Source organism: Paenibacillus sp. JDR-2, from assembly GCF_000023585.1.
Lineage (GTDB): Bacteria > Bacillota > Bacilli > Paenibacillales > Paenibacillaceae > Pristimantibacillus.
In genome coordinates this window covers 4,624,232-4,645,211 of the sequence record NC_012914.1, presented here as the reverse complement: position 1 = coordinate 4,645,211, position 20,980 = coordinate 4,624,232, and the positions used below count along the sequence as shown (strand labels likewise).

At 49.9% G+C, this 20,980-nt stretch carries 14 protein-coding genes; 12 read left to right on the top strand and 2 right to left on the bottom strand.

The window, feature by feature from the left end; genetic code table 11:
• Positions 1-2 precede the first annotated feature (2 nt).
• Positions 3-1,244 carry a helix-turn-helix transcriptional regulator gene (locus tag PJDR2_RS20575; RefSeq protein ID WP_015845651.1) on the bottom strand — a complete coding sequence of 414 codons (1,242 nt, stop codon included), beginning with the start codon at positions 1,242-1,244 and terminating at the stop codon, positions 3-5.
• 162 nt (positions 1,245-1,406) lie between these two features.
• Between PJDR2_RS20575 and PJDR2_RS20570 the strand changes: the two genes are divergently transcribed.
• The 12 genes from PJDR2_RS20570 to PJDR2_RS20515 all read left to right on the top strand — a co-directional run bounded on the left by PJDR2_RS20570 (position 1,407) and on the right by PJDR2_RS20515 (position 18,297).
• The gene (locus PJDR2_RS20570) at positions 1,407-3,710 is read left to right on the top strand and encodes a glycoside hydrolase family 2 protein (RefSeq protein ID WP_015845650.1); all 2,304 of its coding nucleotides are present in this window, start codon (positions 1,407-1,409) and stop codon (positions 3,708-3,710) included.
• A 32-nt stretch (positions 3,711-3,742) separates the two neighbouring features.
• On the top strand, positions 3,743-5,152 hold the full coding sequence (locus PJDR2_RS20565) for an MFS transporter (protein ID WP_015845649.1): 1,410 nt from the start codon (positions 3,743-3,745) through the stop codon (positions 5,150-5,152).
• Between the two features lie 54 nt (positions 5,153-5,206).
• Complete coding sequence (locus PJDR2_RS20560) at positions 5,207-6,943, top strand: sensor histidine kinase (protein ID WP_015845648.1); 1,737 nt, start codon at positions 5,207-5,209, stop codon at positions 6,941-6,943.
• Between the two features lie 10 nt (positions 6,944-6,953).
• Positions 6,954-8,519 (top strand): response regulator transcription factor, encoded by a 1,566-nt coding sequence (locus PJDR2_RS20555; RefSeq protein WP_015845647.1) that lies wholly within the window; start codon positions 6,954-6,956, stop codon positions 8,517-8,519.
• A gap of 104 nt (positions 8,520-8,623) precedes the next feature.
• Positions 8,624-10,162 carry an ABC transporter substrate-binding protein gene (locus tag PJDR2_RS20550; protein WP_015845646.1) on the top strand — a complete coding sequence of 513 codons (1,539 nt, stop codon included), beginning with the start codon at positions 8,624-8,626 and terminating at the stop codon, positions 10,160-10,162.
• Between the two features lie 49 nt (positions 10,163-10,211).
• Positions 10,212-11,141 carry an ABC transporter permease gene (locus PJDR2_RS20545; protein ID WP_015845645.1) on the top strand — a complete coding sequence of 310 codons (930 nt, stop codon included), beginning with the start codon at positions 10,212-10,214 and terminating at the stop codon, positions 11,139-11,141.
• A gap of 16 nt (positions 11,142-11,157) precedes the next feature.
• Positions 11,158-12,036, top strand: a complete 879-nt coding sequence (locus PJDR2_RS20540) for a carbohydrate ABC transporter permease (RefSeq protein ID WP_015845644.1) — start codon at positions 11,158-11,160, stop codon at positions 12,034-12,036.
• Positions 12,037-12,082: 46 nt separating this feature from the next.
• Complete coding sequence (locus tag PJDR2_RS20535) at positions 12,083-13,243, top strand: Gfo/Idh/MocA family protein (RefSeq protein WP_015845643.1); 1,161 nt, start codon at positions 12,083-12,085, stop codon at positions 13,241-13,243.
• A 28-nt stretch (positions 13,244-13,271) separates the two neighbouring features.
• Positions 13,272-14,132, top strand: coding sequence for a sugar phosphate isomerase/epimerase family protein (locus PJDR2_RS20530; protein WP_015845642.1), 861 nt, complete (start codon positions 13,272-13,274; stop codon positions 14,130-14,132).
• 244 nt (positions 14,133-14,376) lie between these two features.
• On the top strand, positions 14,377-15,987 hold the full coding sequence (locus tag PJDR2_RS20525; protein ID WP_015845641.1) for a cellulase family glycosylhydrolase: 1,611 nt from the start codon (positions 14,377-14,379) through the stop codon (positions 15,985-15,987).
• Positions 15,988-16,129: 142 nt separating this feature from the next.
• Positions 16,130-17,098, top strand: a complete 969-nt coding sequence (locus PJDR2_RS20520) for a glycoside hydrolase family 25 protein (RefSeq protein ID WP_015845640.1) — start codon at positions 16,130-16,132, stop codon at positions 17,096-17,098.
• Positions 17,099-17,190: 92 nt separating this feature from the next.
• Positions 17,191-18,297 carry a GntR family transcriptional regulator gene (locus PJDR2_RS20515; protein ID WP_015845639.1) on the top strand — a complete coding sequence of 369 codons (1,107 nt, stop codon included), beginning with the start codon at positions 17,191-17,193 and terminating at the stop codon, positions 18,295-18,297.
• A 41-nt stretch (positions 18,298-18,338) separates the two neighbouring features.
• On the opposite strand, the gene PJDR2_RS20510 is transcribed toward PJDR2_RS20515, so the two are convergent.
• A complete protein-coding gene (locus PJDR2_RS20510) occupies positions 18,339-20,831 on the bottom strand; it encodes a family 43 glycosylhydrolase (RefSeq protein ID WP_015845638.1) in 2,493 nt (830 codons plus the stop codon).
• Positions 20,832-20,980: the final 149 nt, after the last annotated feature.

Genomic DNA, 20,980 nt, shown 5'->3' with positions numbered 1-20,980 from the left:
CTTTATTTAAATAAGGAATGAACGTATTGCGAGGGAGTCCTGTCGGTATATTTCTTAAACACTCGGCCAAAATAATTCAAATCATTAAATCCGACAAGGAAAGCAATATCTGTTATGGGAAGAGTACCGCTTTGCAAATAAAGCTTGGACTCCTCAATCCGTTTCCAATTGACATAATCCGTAAATCCCATTCCGGTTTCCAGTTTGAACTGTCTTGATAGATGAGAGGCGCTTACTTCTACCGTCTCGGCAAGACCGGATAGCGTCAATGGCTGGTCCAGATGCAGTGAAATGTAGTCTACAGCTTTCCTAATGGATATGCTGTATTGTTTGGTGGAGTCCTCCTTCACCGCTTCGCAATATTCGATCATTATCCTTTCGCCGATTTTTTTGATATGCGGCAGGTTGGACGCCCGTTCAATCATAATCGCAAACCTCTCCGAAATCGTATGGAGCTGCATCGGCTTCATGCCGCCTCGCTCCGCTGCAATTCTGCAAATCGTATTACTGACAATCAGCAAATTTTTGGCCGATCGGATCGGGCTTTCCGGAAACCGGTCGGGTAATTCAAATATCCCCGCGGCTTCTTTCACCATTTTTTTTACCGCTGTAGTATCTCCCTTCGTTATAGCGTTCATCACGGTTTTCTCATACCGGTACCTGATATCGATAATATTGTAATTATCCGCGATGTCGGATCGCTGCTGTTCCTTGTCCACTGGCGGAAGAGTTTGAATGTCCGTTGTAATGAGGCGGGCATCAACGGGTTCATGCGCGCACAATTGGACAAGCAGGTCGCCTAAGGAGGTTCCTTCGTTGCTGCTGATCATCCTTAAGGATCGATAAAATTCCTGAAGAACCTTGCGTTCTCCGATAGGCAGACGGTTCAGGTAGATGATGCCGCTAATAAAGTCGCTATCCGGATTACTGGACAGAAAAGGTCCGAGCAGTACATAGCTTGTCTTTAAATCGGCGCTTTCCGTTGCCGCTGCCGCAATAAATTCGAGACCGCATGTATTTACGTAATAAAAGTAGCTGCCTGGCGGATTTTTATCCAAACAAGCAAGGATCGTTCCGTACTCAGCGGATAAATCCGTCATACACGCAGGAAGCTGGTGCGACACCCACTCCAGCATGGTATGGCCATTCCGGTCGATAACCCGAACGTCCAGCTTGGTTACTTGATGAACAATCGTGGCAATTTTATTAACTTTGATTAAGTGCTGAGGTTCCATTTCCAACATCGCTTGAATCACTTCCTTCTGTATCTTTGTAATAATTTTATCCTACATCAATATTGTGCGAAATCAAACATGATTGTGCGATCATTATTGGAAGAAATCGCTTACAATCACAAATGTAATCGCTATCATGCATGGGCGGATGACGGGAAGGGAGCAAGAAGGATGAGAAAATATATAAGTCTCAACGGAAATTGGCTATTTACGAAGCAGCAGATACCGGACGCTGCAGCCCGCGCAACGGATGCAAACGGATGGGAACCGGTGGAGGTTCCCCATACTTGGAACGCAATCGACGGCGCAAACGGGTTTGATTTTTATAAGGGCGCTTGCTGGTATAAAAGAGAATTTTCGATAGACCGTTCCGCTTCAGGCAACCGCGTGTTTATCGAGTTCAAGGGCTCGAACAGTATCACGGATGTGTATATCAACGGTACTTACTTGGGTCAGCATCGCGGGGGTTATTCGACTTTCCGGTTTGATATTACGGAGCATGTATGCTTCGGGGAAGCGAATATGGTGTCTGTTAAGGTGGACAATACGGTTGTTGACGATGTCTACCCGCAGATGGCCGATTTCACCTTCTTCGGAGGCATTTACCGGGATGTCAACCTCGTGATCGTGAATCCCGTTCATATTGACATGATGGATTATGGTTCGCAGGGCGTATATGTGATCCAAGAACAAGTTAGCCGGGAACAAGCGGTCCTTACGATTCGGACAAGAATGGTAAACTCGCTTGATTCGCAAAAGAAAGTAAGACTTTGGGCAGACCTGGTTGATGCAGACGGACGTACCGAAGCTTATACGGCTAAGGAAGTCGTGCTGGCAGCGGGAGAAGCGCTTGAGGTGGATATGCCGCTGACCGTTTGTCAGCCGACATTATGGAATGGCCGCAGCAATCCGTATTTATACGAAGCTCGAGTCTCTATTAATTCCTTTAACGATACATTGGATTCGCTTTCCATTCCCGTGGGAATTCGTTATTTCGAAGTAGACGCGGAACAAGGCTTCTTCCTGAACGGCGAATCGCATCCTCTGCGCGGGGTATCCAGGCATCAGGACCGTAAAGATATGGGCTGGGCTATTTCCAAGCGAGAGCATGAGGAGGATATGGCGCTTATTAAGGAGGTTGGAGCGAACACGATTCGTCTGGCGCATTACCAGCATGATCCATACTTCTATGATTTATGCGATCAAGAAGGGATGGTCCTCTGGGCCGAGATTCCTTTTATCTCCGTAATGTCCAAGAATGAGCTGGAAGGCATCAACGCGAAGCAGCAGATGATTGAACTGATCCGGCAAAACTTCAACCATCCGTCGATTTGCTTCTGGGGCATCCAGAATGAAATCCAGATCAGCGGCGAACGTCCCGAGCTTAGAAGGCTGGTAGGCGAGCTGAACGAATTGACCAAGAAAGAAGATCCGACGAGATTAACGACGATGGCCAACGTCATGTTCGTTCCGGATAACGACGATTATAACCGCGTCACCGACGTTGTGGGGTACAACAAATATTACGGCTGGTACCAAGGCAAGGTTGAAGACTTCGCAGTCTGGATCGACGGGTTCCGCCAAACGAATCCGACTGTCAAGCTCGGCATATCGGAATACGGGGCGGAGGGCATCGTTGAATACCATAACGACGACCCGCAGGTGAAGGATTACTCGGAGGAATACCATGCTTTATTCCATGAGAAGGTATGGAGCATTTTCCATGCACGTCCGTTCCTTTGGTCAACCTATGTTTGGAATATGTTCGACTTTGGAGCCAACATCCGCGACGAAGGCGGCGTGAAGGGGCGCAACAATAAAGGCCTTGTGACGTATGACCGTCAAATTAAGAAAGACGCCTTCTATATGTACAAAGCGAACTGGTCGGATGAGAAATTCGTTCATATTGCCGGCAAGCGTTATATTGACCGCCCAAACGAATCGATTTCGATAAAAGCATACTCCAACTGCGATGAAGTATCGCTTTACGTAAACGGCGTTCAGCAGCAGACGTTATCATCTGATAATCGGATCTTTATTTTCGATCATTTGCCGCTTCAAGAAGGCTTGAATACGGTACGCGTTATCTCCAATGCTAACGGCATGCCCGTAGAGGACAAGGCATGGTTTAACCGGACCAACGAACCGAATCCAAGCTATGAAGCGCCGGAAGACAAAGGCGGAATCGTAAGCAACTGGTTCCAGCTTCCCGAAGAGGAAGATATCGAGATGGAAGAGCTGATCATTACGGACGATGTGTTCTCTACCCGCTGCACGATTAGGGAAATGATGAATCATCCGGAAGCGAGATTAGTCGCGGAGAAATATCTGGGCGCTAATTTCGTGGACAACCCCATGTATGGGATGGCTGAGGGCATGTCGATGGAATTGATAGCAGGCATGGCTTCCGATGTTTTCACGGAAAAAGTGATGTACCGCATCAACAAAGAATTGACGAAAATCAGCAGAACCTGAGATCTTAGCTTTCATAGAGGGGGCAAGCAGCAATGAGCCAGACTGCACCGCTTGAAAATACTCGGCAAATGATTAGCGAAATAGAGATAAGAAAATTTGGATTGCGAGATAAAATAGGTTATTTGTTCGGCGATTTCGGGAACGACTTTTTCTTTATTCTGGTAAGCTCGTTCCTGATGGTCTATTATACGGATGTTTTTCATATCAGCGCAGGCATTGTAGGAGTTTTGTTTCTGATTGCGCGTCTGTGGGATGCGGTGGCCGATGTCGCGTGGGGACGCTTCATAGATTCGCGTAAACGGAGTCCGCAAGGCAAGTTTAAGCCATGGATATTCCGGATGTCGTTTCCGCTCATTATCTCCGGGGTGCTCATGTTCGTCCGGATTCCGAACATGTCCGAAGGCTTTTACTTGGCTTATGCCTTTGTTACGTATTTGATTTGGGGAACGTTCTACAGCACGGTCAACATCCCGTACGGCTCCATGGCTTCGGTCATTACGAGCGATCCGGTTGAACGTACCCAGCTGTCGACCTACCGCACGATGGGCGGATTATTTGCAAGCGTCATCATTAATGTCGTAGGTCCTCAAATTTTGTTCGTCGACAACGAAGCGAATGCAGGCAGGTTCATGCTGGGAGCTATTTTATTCGGGCTGTTGTCGCTCAGCTGCTACATGGCTTGTTACCGGATGTCGACGGAGCGGATCGACCGTTCCGAGTCGCAATTGAACAAAATGAACGTATGGCGCTCGTTTAAGGGACTGACTAAAAATAAGCCGCTTATCTCGATTCTGGTCATATCTCTCGTCTTTATGATGTTAACGATGCTGACCGGTGCGGTAAATGTGTATCTTTACAAAAATTATTTTGGAAACGCATCCGTACTAAGCATTGTTGGTCTGGTTCAAGTCGTTGCCATATTGGCCGCCATACCGCTCTCCAAGCCGCTGATTGCCAGATTCGGCAAAAAAGAAGTAGCGGCTGCCGGCATGTTGTTCGCGGCTGCCGTGAACTTGATTCTTTATTTCATCCCTGGTCTTGACGTTGGGGTATTCATAGGCATTTCCGCGTTAGGCGCATTTGGGTCTGCCTTCTTTAATCTGGTCATCTGGGCTTTTGTAACGGACGTAATTGATTATCATGAATACGTTACCGGGATGCGGGAGGACGGAACCGTCTATTCCGTATACTCCTTCGCCCGCAAAGTTGGTCAAGCGTTTGCTGGCGGTTTAGGCGGTATCGCGATTACGGCTATCGGGTACAACTCCGCGATAAAGACGCAGACGGAAGATACGCTGAACGGCTTGTACCTGCTCGGCACGCTTGTTCCCGCTATCGTGTTCTTGGTTGTTGCTCTGCTGCTCGCTTTTGTCTATCCGCTCAATAAGAAACGGACAAGCGAGCTTGCAACCGATCTGGCGAATAGCAAGAGAATAACGTAATCGACTTAGCCCGAGACTTTTGAAGTCCGGGCTTTCTTTCCAGGAGGGGGACTAATGATGAGGCTGTGGAGAAGGTCGGATTTCCATTCCATTCGTTTCAAAATCATCATTGGACTGCTGATTGTCGTGACCCCTATCTTATTTCTGTTGATTTATAACAATTTGTATTCTATTCAGCTTGTTCGCAATCAGGTCTCGCAGTCCAACAAGAACATGCTTCATCTGTACATGGGGCTAATCGACAAGGAACTGGAAGGTATTGACGATTACCTGTTCCGTTTCGCCACGGAAGAGACAGGACTCTTGTATTTGGACCGGTCTGAAACGGATGATCCCGATTTGTACAATCTGGCCAAATACCGATTATATCAACAGCTCTATTCGGTTACGGGCTCTGTGTCACTCGATTATTACTTCTTGTATTCACCCGCCAACCGCGAGTTGGTGCTTGCCCCCAAGAATCAAGCTGCTGAAAGCAGGGATTTGGATACGATTCGGCAGCAGCTTAACCATGCCGTAGAGAACCAGCATAGGAATCCGACCTTCCGGTATTGGAAGTGGTCGAGTCTTGAGCTGGGAGGAAAGAGTTATTTTATTCGCTTGTTCAAATCCGGAAATGTATATATTGGGGCCTTGGTTAACTATGACCGTGTTATGAGCGCGCTTGATGAACTGGACCTCGGAGCCTCGGGCCAAGCCGTTATGCTTGACCGCGACGAGCAGCCGATTGAGGGAGCGGATTGGATCAACGACCGTCATATCAACGTCCTAGCATTGCGGGAAGATTATCGCATGACGGGAGACGTTCAGCGGTTTATGGTCATCCGGGAGCAATCGGGGAGAGGCGATTTTGCTCTAGCCGCCATCTTGAGTGACCGCAGCATTATCGAAAAGCTGCCTTATAAGAAGCGTATTATTGTTCTCATTGCACTAGGGACGGGGGGGATTCTGCTCGGGGCTTGGTTATTCCTCCGAAGAATCGTTCTGATTCCCGTATACAGGCTGATGGTCGCCATGCGCCGGATGAGGGAGGGGAAGCTGGATACCCGGATGGAGGTTGGCTCCACGTCATTGGAGTTCGAGCTCATGAACGAAAGCTTTAACAGTATGGCCTCCCAGATCGAGAGACTCAAAATCGATATTTACGAAGAGCAACTTCTTTCCAAAAGGGCTGAGCTCAAGCATTTGCAGCTTCAAATCAATCCCCATTTCTATTTGAACTCTCTGAACACGTTCTACTATCTTGCAGAGGATAACAAAAGCGAAGTAATCAAAGAGCTGTCTCTATCGCTAATTCGCTATTTCCGCTTTATGTTCCGAGGACATTCGGATTTTGTCAGCGTTAGGGATGAGATTGAGCATGTTCGCAATTATTTGCGCATTCAGGCCTTTCGTTTCCCGGAACAAATGAAGTATGAAATTGCCGTTACGGAAGAGCTCTTAGATGCGCGGATCCCTCCGCTGCTTGTACAGACATTCGTCGAGAACGCAATTAAGCATGCAGTGACGCTGGATCAGCCAGTTACGATTTTCGTTACGATCAGGCGTTTAACGGATGCAGACGATGATCCAATGCTTGTCCGCGTTTATGATGACGGCAGCGGTTTCCCAGAGGAGGTCATTCGTAAATTTGAAGAGGGTGAAAGTCTGCTGACCGAGGCCGGTGAACGCATCGGCATTTGGAATGCGAAGCAAAGGCTGTCGCTGCTTTATTCTGGACAGGCGTCAATGGCTATCAGCAATTCACCGGGAGCGGATATTCGTATTCAATTGCCGGTCAGGGCGGAATAAGGAGGGACTTATGTTATCGCTGCTCATTGTGGATGACGAAGTGTATATTGCCAGAAAAATTCAAGCTAGCGTAAACTGGGAGGATTTGGGGATCTTTGAAATATGCTTGGCTCATAATATCCGGCAAGCGAAGGAAATCATAGAAAGCCGGCAGATCGATATCGTCATCTGCGATATTGAGATGCCGCAAGGCACAGGGATCGATTTGCTTGCTTGGGTCCGCGAGAAGGAGCTGCCCATCGCGTTTATTTACTTAACCTGCCACTCCGAATTCGAATATACGAAAAAAGCGATTCAGCTTGGCAGTCTCGATTATCTGCTGAAGCCCGTTCAATCGGAGGAGTTAAGATCGGTTGTCGCGGGCGCTGCCAAGAAAATCGATAAAGAAAAGCCGCTATATGCCGAGCAATTCTGGCAAGAGCTGCTGCAGCAGCGAATCTCCTCATCGCCAAGCAACCTCTACCCATTAATCCACAAGAGGCAGCTTCCTTACTCGGAGAATACGAGAATGATGCCCGTATTGATCGGCATTCATCAATGGGAGAAGAAGCTGTCGCCGCTGGACGAAAACAGGCTGGAATACGCGATTCGAAAAGCTGCCGAGGAGATTGTTCTTACGGATAGAAGCGGAATGATCCTGCATGTGAAGAGAGGCACGCTGCTGCTCTTGCTATCCGAGTGCCCGATAAGGGGAACGGAAATAACGGAACTAGGCTCCAAGCTTCAGCTGTTCATTCATGAAAGCGCAAAGTATTTCTATTGCAAGCTGTCCTGTTATCCCGGGCGGTTTGTCAGCGTCCCGGAAATACTGGGCCTCTATGAGAAGCTGGCCGATAACCATTGGAATAACGTTTCCCGTTGGATGCGGGTATTGCCGTTCAAGGAACAGCAGGAGTGCCAATTGGACTTGCCGGGTCCTCCTATGAACGTCTGGTCGGAGATGCTGAAGCAAGGGGACAAATCCGGGCTGCAGGATGATATCGCGCGGCTGGTGGAGAGCTGGCGAAGCGTTGAAGGGCTTGATGTGAAGAGACTTGAGCAGTTCTATCAATCCTTTATGCAGATGTTTCTGTTCACCACGCAGCAGCAAGGTCTTCCGGCCGAGGGCCGTTTCCTGCCTCTCTTATCGCCAGAGAGGGCACGGAAGGCAACGAGTTCTCTCGAAGATGTGGAGGCCTGGGCGAAAGAGCTTGTAGAGGAAGCTCTCGGCATGGTTATCGATGAGGATGAGCAGCAACTTCTGATCGACAAAATCAAACGCTACATCACCCTGCATATTGACCAAGGCCTGTCCCGCCAGTATATCGCCGACCATGTCGGGCTGAGTCCCGGCTATGTCGCTAAGCTCTTCAAGAAAGCCGCAGGATTATCCGTGTCCGATTATATCGTCGAGGAGAAGATGCGGATCGCCAAGGAGCTCCTTGCCAAGTCCGATATGACGGTCAGCAGCGTTGCGCTTGCCGTAGGCTTCTCGAACTTTGCTTATTTTTCCGCCATATTCAAGAAAAAGGTCGGAAGCACTCCGGTTGACTATCGCAGAAATACGGGACTGTATCGGAATCCAATAGAGCGATAGCCGATTATTGGTAGCCCGGAAAACGCGATTTCCTTAATAATAGGGACATAGCCGGCGATTAATCGTGAACGTTCGGTTAAAGGAGATATGAGGGGGCCTTAAGTATGAAGAGGGTATGGAAATGGACCAAATCGGTGTTGGCAGTCAGCATAAGCGCAAGCGTGGTTCTGGCGGGATGCTCCTCTGGAGGCAATAAGGAGAATAGCCCGGCACAGGGCTCAAGCTCAGCGTCCTCGGGTGCCGCTGAAACAGGATTAAAGCCGTATGCATTGACCTTTGTGTTCCCGACAACCGCAGATGCGAAGGATATGGGCCTGGTCGAGGAAGCAGTCAACAAAATTACAAAAGAGAAGATTAATGCCACGGTCAAGTTCGTTCCCATATCTTTTGGCGCTTGGGCGCAGCAAACGACACTCATGTTGTCCGGCAATGAAAAGGTCGATGTCATCTTTAGCGGTATCGGCACTTATAACCAGCAGGCTTCCAAAGGGCAGCTGCTGCCAATGGAAGACTTGATTGAACGATACGGCCAAGAGGCAAAAGCCGCACTGGATGATCAAAGTCCGCAAATTCTGGAGGCTGCCCGCATAGACGGTCATATTTACGGCATGCCGGATATTAAGGATTTGGCGGAGAATTACGGTTTTACCATCCGCAAGGATCTGGTAGACAAATACGGCATTGACTTATCCGCCGTTAAGACGATAGACGATCTTGATCCTGTATTTCAAAAGCTTAAGGACAATGAGGCAACGATGTTTCCAACCTATAAATACTCACTGTCCATTATCGATACGATTTCCAATGGTTATATGGATAACCTGGGCGACGGATTTGGCGTGCTGCCGAACTTCGACAATAACCTGAAGGTTGTTGACTGGTACGAAACGCCTGAATACGCCAAGCTGCTCGACACCGTGAGAAGATGGTATTTAGCAGGCTTTATTCCCAAGGATATCGCAACCAGCACGGAAACCGGCACGCAAGTGATGAAGGCGGGGAAAACAGCCTCTTATTTATCCCATATGAAGCCGGGCTTCGCGGAGCAGGAATCCAGAAACTCCGGTCAGACGCTAGAATCGATCGAATTGCTGCCGGCTGCGGCGACAACGGGCAAAATTACCCGGTTCCTGCTCAGCATAGCGAACAACTCGGACAATCCGGACAGAGCGATGATGTTCATTAACCTTTTGTATACGGACAAAGAACTGTCCAATCTATTGGCATGGGGGATAGAAGGCAAGCATTACGTGAAGCAGGCGGACGGCACAATCAACTATCCGGCCGGCGTCGACGCGACAAACACGGGTTACGGCTTGTTTACGGGTTATTTGTTCGGCAACCAGTTCCTGCAGTACGTTTGGTCCGGGAATGACCCGCAGCTCTGGACAACGATGTCCGATTTCAATAAAGCGGCGAGAAAATCGAAAGCCCTCGGATTCTCGTTTAACGCGGAACCGGTCAAGACAGAGCTGGCCGCCGTTACCAATGTAACCAACCAGTTCAAAGTCTCTCTGGAGACCGGCACCATTGATCCGAAGAAAAACCTGCCGGAGTTCATTAAACAGCTGAAGGCTGCGGGTATTGACAAAATTGTTGCGGAAAAGCAGAAGCAGCTTGATGCATGGGCTGCCCAGCAGTAGTCGAATACGGCCCCGCACGAGGGACGGGGCCTTAAAGGATGTGAGCCGGATGAGCGAACCATTCAAGGCAAAGATGAAGATCGTGAAGAGATACCGGGCACTGCTGCTTATGACGCTTCCCGGCGTGATCTACCTGCTGATCAACAATTATTTTCCGATGCTCGGCATGGCTATTGCCTTTAAAGATATCAATTTCGCCAAAGGCATTATCGCTAGCGATTGGGTCGGCTTCAAGAACTTCGAATATTTATTCAAGACCCGGGATGCTTTTCTCATTACCCGCAATACGCTTCTGTACAATGTTGTATTCATCATTCTCGGCACGGTTCTTGCGATTGGACTCGCGATCGTTCTCAACGAGATCAAAAATCGTTACGTCTCCCGGACTTATCAAAGCATCATCCTACTGCCGCATCTCATCTCCATGGTTATTGTCGGCTATCTCGTGTTTGCCTTTTTGGACAACAGCAACGGGTTTATGAATAAGACTTTGCTGCCTTGGCTCGGATTGTCGGAAATTTCCTGGTACAGCGAGGCAAAGTATTGGCCGTATATTCTGACCATCGTGCATGTGTGGAAGTCGATCGGTTACTCCTGCATCATCTATTTGGCGGCCATCATCGGCATTGATCAGGAGTATTACGAGGCGGCAAAAATTGACGGCGCAAGCCGCTTGCGTCAAATTTTCAGCATTACGGTTCCGCTCATTACGCCGGTGATTACGATATTAACCTTGCTTTCAATTGGACGAATCTTTTACTCCGATTTTGGATTGTTCTATCAGGTTCCGCTAAATACGGGCATTCTGATGCCGGTTACCCAAACGATCGATACGTACGTTTATCGCGCGCTGATCAATCTTGGCGATATTGGCATGTCGTCGGCTGCGGGGATGTACCAGTCGCTTGTAGGCTTTACTCTCGTCATTCTCTCCAACGCGGTCGTGAAGAAATTCAACAAGGACAATGCGTTGTTCTAGGAAGGTGGGCTCCGATATGAACGACGGAGGCAAATGGTATCAAGGCTTTCTGCACGGATTCATGATGATTTTATCGGTTCTAACGTTATTTCCGTTCGTGCTGCTCTTGTCCGGCTCCTTGTCGGACGACAACGAAATTATCCGCAGCGGCTATGCCGTCATTCCCAAGATGCTTAGCTTCTCCGCCTATGATTATTTGTGGAGCGACGCAGCAGACATTGTCCGTGCTTACGGAATAACGATCTTTGTAACGGTGGTTGGAACGGTGGCGGGGCTATCCATTATCGCCTTGCTGTCTTATCCGCTTTCCCGAAGAGAGCTGCCATTCCGGGGACCGCTCGCCTTTTACGTCTTTTTTACGATGCTGTTTAACGGAGGGCTTGTGCCTACTTATCTGGTCTACACCAATATGTTCGATGTGAAGAACAGCATGCTGGCTCTGCTTGTTCCCGGATTGCTTATGAATGCCTTTTACGTCATCTTGATGCGGACATTCTTCGCCACATCGATTCCGCCTGCCATTATCGAATCGGCTTATATGGACGGGGCCAAGGAATTCCGCATCTTTCGCAGCATTATCATTCCGTTATCCACGCCCGTGCTTGCGACAGTAGGATTGTTCCAGACGATTGCGTATTGGAATGACTGGTTTAACGGTCTGATCTATATTACCGATCCAAAGCTGTTTAGTCTGCAGAACCTGCTTAACCGGATTTTGCTGGATGTTCAGTTCCTCCAGACCAGCCAGGATTCGATCGCGATGGGCACGCATATCCCGCTTTTATCCATGAGATTGGCGATGGCGGTTATCGGTATTATTCCAATCCTTATCGCTTATCCGTTCTTCCAGAAGTATTTCGTCAAGGGAATTACAATCGGAGCTGTTAAGGGCTAGTTCCCGGACTGACTAAACTATTACAACTAAAGGAGAGATTTGAGAGATGGAAAAAGTACGTCTTGGCATTATCGGTTTAGGCGCGGAGGGCGGCATGTACGCAGGCCTCCTCACGGATGGTAAAGTGAACAATATGGTTCTTGGCGCCGTTTGCGATATTGATCCGCTCAAGAGAACCCTGGCAGCGGAGAAGTACCCGGAGATCCCTTTCTATGAGGATTATATCCAGATGATGGAAAGCGGAGAAGTGGATGCCATTGTGACCTGCGTCCCGCATTACCTTCATCCCGAGATGGGAATTGAAGCGCTGAAAAGAGGCGTGCACGCCTTGGTTGAGAAGCCGGCAGGCGTCTATACGAAGCAGGTACGCGAGCTGAATGAATTTGCGGCGACGAAGCCGGAGCTGACTTTTGGCATCTTCTTTAATCAGCGCACCAACAGGCTTTATCAAACGCTGAAGAAGATGATAGAGGATGGGGAGATTGGAGCGATTCGCCGGACGAACTGGATGATTACAACCTGGTGGAGACCTCAGGGCTATTATGATCAAAGCGAGTGGAGAGCCACTTGGGGCGGGGAAGGCGGCGGCGTGCTCGTGAACCAGGCGCCTCATCAGCTGGATCTCATGCAATGGATTTGCGGGATGCCAACCAAAGTGTATTCCAATGTGAAATACGGCTATCAGCGCAATATCGTTGTTGAGGATGAAGTAACGGCCATGTTCGAGTACGAGAACGGCGCCACTGGCGTATTTGTCACCTGCACGCATGATGTTCTTGGCACGGACCGCTTTGAGATTCTGGGGGATAAAGGAAAAATCGTTGTAGACGGCAGCCGCAAGCTGACCATCAAGCGTCTTGCCCGACCGGAATCCGAGATGAGCAGCTCGATGAGCATGCAGGATGTGATGAAGATTTTTATGGGTCACTCGGGCAATGACATCTATACGGAGGAAGTACTCGAGTTCAACGATGCCTTCGGCATCCAGCATATTTCCGTTATGGAGAACTTCGCCGCGAATATTATCGACGGTACGCCTCTTATCGCGCCGGGCAGCGACGGTATCCACGGTGTTCGACTTGCCAACGCGATTCATCTGTCGAGCTGGTTGGGCAAGGAAATAGAGGTTCCGTTCGATGAAGAGCTCTTCCTTGCCGAGCTGAATAAACGCATTGAAGCAGAAAATAAATATCCGGTTAACGCATAAAAAACGCGTATTGGAGGAGGAGACTACCATGAATAAAGGTAAAATCGGCGTTCAAATGATGATGTTAAAGGGCAAAGCGGAAGAGCTTGGCGTATATGAAACGCTGCGTAAAGTAAGGGAGCTCGGTTATCGGAGCGTTGAAGTATCGCAAATACCCATGACGGAAGAAAACGTAACGGAGCTTCGCAGAGCAAGCTTGGACTTTGATATCGAAATCGCTTCTTTAAGCGCAGCGGTTGATCCTATGGTGCCCGGCATGCCGGGGGAATTTCTATCGACTCATTTCGAGAAGATCGTTGCCGACTGCAAGACGCTCGGTTGCGGTTATCTGCGCATTCCGATGCTGCCCTTCACCTCCATGGGCGATAAAGAAGCCGTGCTTGAGTTCGTCCGGCAAGCGGACAGTTACGCAGAGCGTTTGCTTCCTCACGGCATTTCTCTTTATTACCACAATCACCATGCCGAGTTCCAAAAGTTTGACGGCGAGTATTTGCTTGACATCATTAAGAATCATACCAAGCATTTGGGCTTTGAAATGGATGTTCACTGGGTGCAGCGCGGCGGGGAAAATCCGGTTACCTTTATCCAGAAATACGAGGGCCGGATTGCATTGATTCATCTGAAGGATTACCGCATTGGCGCTTTGAATTACGATTTTTCAAAAGGGATGGATATGCAGGGCATAATGAACGCTTTCAATAATATCGTGCAGTTCGCCGAGGTTGGAGAAGGCAGCCTCGACATCAGCGGCATTATGAACGCGGGAGCTGCCAGCGGCGCGAAATATTTCCTGGTCGAGCAGGATGACGTATACGGTAAAGATCCTTTTCATTGCCTGGAGACTTCCGCGAACAATTTGCGGAAGCTGGGTTACGGAGATTGGTTCTAGGAATCTTAGATAGCCGCCCTCAAGCAGGGCGGCTTCTTTGTGCCGGAATTAATCGCGTTAATTGTTCAAACCCTGAAAATCGTACAATTGAATCTAAAAAATAGCCAATGCTTTTTGCCGGACAGGTCGTTATATTATTGTTTGTAATCGATTTCATAATTAGGAAAGGTGCTTATGAAGTAAGAAGCATCACAATTGGCCGGATAGGCCACTGAGGCGACAATTCTTTTAAGGAGGCTTGTTAATGAAACTGAAAAAAGTACTGACCTTGGCCGTGACGGCTTGTCTTGCGGTGGGGATGATGGGCTCCATCAAGGTACAACATGCGGATGCGGCTATCGGAGCAAGCGATTTTCTGAAGACAAACGGAAAACAGATTAAGAACAACAACGGCAATGGCAGCGTCGTCAGTCTCCATGGCACGAACCTTGGCGGCTGGATGATGGAAGAAAACTGGATGTCCCCGCTTGGCGGCACCGACGAGTGGACGGTCCGGGGAACGCTGATTAACCGCTTTGGATCTTCCGCAGTCGATTCCTTGAAGGACAGCTATCAGGATTTATGGATTCAGGCAAGCGACCTGGACACGATTAAAAACATGGGTCTTAACTTTATCCGGGTGCCGATTTATTGGGAGAACATGATGAACCGCGACGGTACGATGAAGTCGGATGCCGTATCGTTCGGCAATCTGGACTGGCTGGTATCTAACGCGCAATCCCGCGGTCTGTATGTGCTGCTTGATCTGCACGGGGTACCGGGCAATATGAACGGCTGGCAAAGCGGCGGCCGCGAAGGCGCCAACGAGCTGTGGAGCAATACCACGTACCAGAACTGGGTTGTGCAGCTGTGGCAGCGGATTGCCACTCACTACAAAGACAACCCGACGATTGCCGGCTACGATCTGCTGAATGAACCGGTTAGCAATAACGGAAGCTTGTCGATCAGCCAAATGTATGACCGTCTGTACAAAGCCGTCCGCGCGATTGACCCGGATCATATGATTTACGTGGAAGCTTTCGGCTACTGGAACAATATCGTGGCTCCATCGACATACGGCTGGACGAACGTGGTGTACGAGGTGCATAGCTATGACTGGAACGATACGGACTGGAATAGCCAGAACAACAGCATCAACCAGTGGTTCTCGGATATTATCTGGCATCAGAATAACTGGAATGTGCCGGTCTACTCCGGCGAGTTCACGTTGTTTACGCATAACGACTTATGGGAGAAATGGCTGTCCGGCCTGGATGCGCTTGACGTATCCTGGACGAACTGGTCTTTTAAAGTAACGAGCGGCGGCAATTGGGGCTTGTACCAGAACAATACGAACCCGTTCCCGAACGTAAGCAGCGACAGCATTGCAACGATGCAATCGAAGCTTGCCAAATTCACAACCAACAACTTTACGCCAAATACGACCCTTATAAATATGTTCAAAGCTTACGCGAAGCTGAATGCGCCTTCCAGCCTGCAGGCGAAAGCCAACAATCTGTACGTTACGGCAGAAAATACCGGCGCTTCGCCGCTAGTAGCCAACCGCACTTCCGTTGGCACATGGGAGAAATTTATCGTGGTGACGAACGCGGACGGCACGGTATCGTTCCTGTCGCTTGCCAACAATAAATATGTCAGTGCCGATCTTAACAACAACGGCAGGCTGATCGCGCAGGCGCAAGGTATTGCGGCTTGGGAGAAATTCACCAAATCAACCAATGCCGACGGCACGGTATCGTTCAAGTCGGTCGCCAACAATAAATATGTCAGCGCGGATTTGAACCTTGGCATGCTGATTGCCAACCGCGACAGCGTCAGCGGCTGGGAAGCTTTCACTCTGACGGCTGCGCCGTAATGCTCGAATTGAAAATGAATTCCAAGAAGACCGCCCTCCCGCAGGGCGGTCTTCTTTGTGCCAAAATGCCGTGTCCCATCTACCAGCGCATGAATCTACTAATAGAAAGAAGATACATGAATGACCCGAAGGAGGGGATGTCGTGCAAGGAAGAACTAAAGGAAATGCCCAAGGCATTGACGTATCCCATTACCAGGGAACGATTGATTGGTCGAAAGTAGCGGGCGACGGCATAACGTTTGCTTTTGTCAAAGCAACCGAAGGGGAGAACTATAAGGATCCAACCTTTCTGCAAAATGCCAACGGAGCGGCAGCGGCCGGACTTCTGGTAGGGGCTTATCATTTTCTGAGGGCAACCTCCTCGGCTGCGGCGAAACGGGAAGCGCAGTATTTTCATCAAACGGCTTCGCAAGCCAGCAGCCTGCTATTACCTCCCGTAATGGATTACGAGACGAATTCGGGCAACCTTAGCGATGCCGGCATGAGCGCGGTAGCGAAAGCTTTTCTGGAAGAGACGGAGCGGTTATTTGGCGTAAAGCCGATTTTTTATACCGGCAACGCCTTTGCGAATCATTTTGATATCTCGCTGAGCAACTATTCGTTGTGGATTGCCAGATACAACGCTACAACGCCGCCGGATGATGCCAAGGCTTGGACCAAATGGACGTTCTGGCAATACAGCGACGGAAGCTCGGGCGGTACCTTGCCTAGCGGGACCCGGAAGGTGTCCGGCATTAGCGGTAATGTCGATCTGAATGAATATGCGGGGACGGAAGACGATTTGCTTAGAGCCTATGCGCCGGAGGAGGATAAACCAATGACAGAAGCGGAAAAACAACAAATGGAGGAGCTTCAGCAGCGGATTGCCGCGCTTGAGACTCATGTTAACATTTCGGGTAACCAAACGCCGCCGAGCTGGACGAAGACTTCGACTTCGGCAGCGATGAAAGCGGGAATTATTACTTCGGTCAACGATAAAGGAATGCCGGAGTTTATTACGATTCAAATGCTGTATAACGCGGGATTGTGCAATGCGGAGCTGATCAAATTTTTCAAGGAGTTCAGCGCCGACACGCGCAAAGCAATCGAAGATCTGCTGAAGAAAAAATGAATAAGCGAAAAAATCCCTTTCCGGAAGTCCGGAAGGGGATTTTTGTTGTTTTGCGGGGGGCTGGCACAGTATAGTAAAAGTGGTGATCGCCCTTGAAGGATATTCCATTATATAAACAAATTCAGGAAGCTATCAAAACCCAAATCTCGCTTGGTAATCTGCGTCCGGGTGACCGGATACCGTCCGAGACGGATTTGGCCGCGCAGTTTCACGTCAGTCTGATGACCACCAAAAATGCCTTGGCCGGTCTCGCGGAGGAGGGAATTGTCGTTCGCTCCAAGGGGAAAGGCACGTTTGTTGCCGGACAAGCGCCGTACAAACTGTTTTTCTCGGCTGATGAAGGAAGCAGAGGGGGGCCGGAGCTCCCGGCAAACCGCCATTCGTCCAGCAAGCTTATCGGGATGATCATTCCTTCCATGCGTACGAAGGTGGAACAGCGCCTTTTGGATGCTATCGAAAATGCGGTTAACAGCTATGGCTATACGCTGGTGATCCGCGTATCCAGGGGCAGCACCGCTAAAGAGCTGCAATCGCTTGAAGATCTTGGCGCGCTTGGCATCGGCGGTTTAATCCTCTTCTCCATAGGAGCTCAGCATGAACGCCAGACGGTTATAAGGGCGGAGGAGCTCGAATGTCCGGTAGTCTTGATCGACCGTTATTACAACGATATGCCTGTCGTCAGCGTCTGCTCGGATAATAAGGCGGGTGCGCGAAAAGCCGTATCGTATCTTTTCAGAAAGGGACATGATCGTCTTGCCCTGCTGACACCCCCCGTAGAGCATAGCGTAATGGCCGACAGGCTTGCAGGCTTCGAAAGCGCAGTGACTGATTGCGGGCTGAAGCCATCATCCGTTTTACGATATACCGTTCCTTATGAGAGATTTAACGTCTCAAGGAAGGATGGGGCTGAGCTTATCAATCAATGGATGCTTATGCATCATGGCAGCTTCTCCGGCCTTGTTGCTACGGATGTGGAGCTTGCCCGATTGGCTTATCATGCTTTGAAAAGGATAAACCGGGCGGCAGATAAACAATTGGTTGCGTTTGACGATACCGGGATTCCGGAGGTAGCTTATATCCGCCAAAACGAAACCGCAATCGGCGCCAAGGCCGTCTCGCTGCTGATGGGCCATATCGCTCGCGGTGAGCAGCTTCAAGGCAGGTTTGTTATACCGACTCAGCTGATTTTGCCCTCATAAATAAGGAGGAGGCAGACCTATGATGGTCTGCCTCCTTTGCATTACGGGTTAACTTTGAAATTATCGAACCGCGTGTGGTTATTCATCGTGCGCAGGCCTACCTTCCCGTGAGTAAACGGATTGCCGCTGTTATCGGTATAGGTGATTTTCGGAGTTGTCATATCGTTTACGTAGACCTTAATCGTCGTTCCCGAAGCGACAACCTTCATATGATGCCAAGCCCCCGCTGCCAGTGATACAGGGGAGGAGGCGACGCCCGCATAGTTGTAATTCATCTTGCCCAGGTAGACGCCATCCGGTTTGATAAAAGCATAATAGCCTTGAATGTAATCGGGGTTGTTAACCAGCACGGTACCGTTTGACGGATTATTCACTCTTACCAAGACGCCGGCGTCCCCGGTCGTGTCGACGAGCTTGATATCCGATTCAACCGTATAATCCGCCCAACGCTCATTGCCGATCGTTGTTTTGCCGAATACGCCTCCGCCAGCAGAGTCCAGCTCGCCCGAATTGACGGACCAGTTGCCTTCAAATCTTGTCCAGCCGTTATCATTGCCGTCATTAAAGTCATCCGACAGGCTGGTCACCGCATCCCCGCGGGAGAACGTCATGCCCGAGAAATCGAATTCGCCTTTGACGAACTCAAAGCGCAGCTCATGATAACCGGCTGTCAGATACAGCCCTTTTTTGCTTGAAGTTATCCACGTTTCCCAGTCGCCGGAGCTTGGCACGCCAACGACGCCGGTCAGGTCGGTCGCGCCGTCCCATACGCGGTAGCTTGCATCGGTAAACGTAGTCGCAAGACGCACATCCAGATCATAATAGCCGGTCTCCGCCACATTCACGCGGTATTTCAGCCATTCTCCGGTCTGATTCCAGCCCACGACATTTTTGCCTTCGGCTGCCGAGCTGCGAATATCGACCGATCCGCTGCGGTAAGCACCGCCGATATTGTCGGCCGTCAGATCGTGATAAGCCGTTCCTTCAGCGCCGTTCATATAATGAACGGCTTCGATTTTGCCCGGAAGAGGCTTGTACGCATTCCATGCGCTGCTGCCGTTCACTTTATTGCTAAAGGCCGTATAACCAAAGTCCGCATGGGCATCCGTTGTGGTATAGCCGATTTTGCCGCCGCCGATGCCGCTGACGGTCCGGGTTTGTTTTTTCATGCCGTCCACAAACACGGTGAAGCTGGTACCGGCTTTCTCAACGCGGATCTGATGCCACTTGGTATAGTCGTAGCCGGAAGGCAGCGCGGAATATTGCCAGCCCTGGCTGACGCCGCCAACCACAAAGTTCGTTTCCAGCCGGTTCAGGCTGCGGTTCAAGACGGCTGTTCCGTAATTGCTCTCATCGGTGTAGGAGAAGACGGTTCCGTATACCGGATTGCTGCTGGTACCCTGCTTCATCTGCTTGGTGTTGAACTCCGCCGTATAATCGCCGGCAGTGCCCGCGCTGGTAACTTGGCGGTAAGTATTGGTGTTCCCAATCGTATCCTGCCACATCAGCTCTTGATTGTAGATCCCCCATGTGCCGCCCCCGATAGTTGTCCAGCCGGTTCCGATAGAGGTGCGGTTAAAACGGTCCTCGAAATCCGCCAGCTCGGGATTTTGCTGGGAAGCCGTTGTTGGACCAAGGACCAGCATCTTATCTCCGTTCCAGGCGATGCGGTCCAGATTCATTTTGCGGCCCGGGTAGGTCAGATTGCCATTCGATGCATGACTGTGGTAGACCATAAAATCCGAATCCAGGTCAGGACCTTTGATCACGCTGTTATGGCCAAGTCCGACATTCGAGCCTTCCGTGTCGATCAGAACCGGATTCTGGCTATCCGCCGGCGCGAAGCCGGTCGTTGGGCTTGCGCTGGTTGCGTAATTGACCCGGTACCCGGTGCTCCACACATGATTGCCGGTATAGGTCATATAATATTTGCCGTTGCGCTTGAAGGTTGTGGAGCCTTCCGTCCAGCCTGCCATCGATAAGCCGGTGCCGACTGCGGCACCAAAGGCCGTAGGGCTTGTCATCGGCCGTGCGTTAATCGTATTGGAGCCGGTCGAGTAGAAATACCATTTGCCGTCATCGTCAATAAAGACGTTGCCGTCAATTCCCATGCCCAGATTGCCTGTTGCAACCGTAAACGGGCCTGTTGGACTCGTACTCTGCAGCACGTAATGACCGCCTCCCCCAGGGGAGGTGTACATATAGAACATGCCGTTCCAGTAGACGACTTCAGGCGCATACGCCGCCTTGGTAATCGCTTCCGTCGTACACAAGCCGCGATAGCTCCAGTCGACGAGATTAGTAGAGGACCATACTTTAACGCCGCTCTGATCGTCAACGGTACTGACGTAAAGATAATAGGTGCCGTTAAATTTCAAAATATACGGGTCGCCTTCGCCATAGAAATCGTTGTTCGCCCAATGCCAGGAGTCTGAAATCGTAATCGGATTGCTGTACGCGCTCACGTGAAGCGGCATAAGCATAACGGCTGCGGCCGCTCCGACGAGCAGGGTTTTCCATTTTTTCAACCTCATTCATCTCCTCATCCTATTATGATCAACGCTTTAGTAAGCGTTTTCATAAAGTAGTATAGCAAACGTATCCTGCAGTCTCTTATATCTAATTAGATATAAAATATAAAGGCATATGTCGTGATTTTGCAGAGGTAAAGCTGAGCGGAATG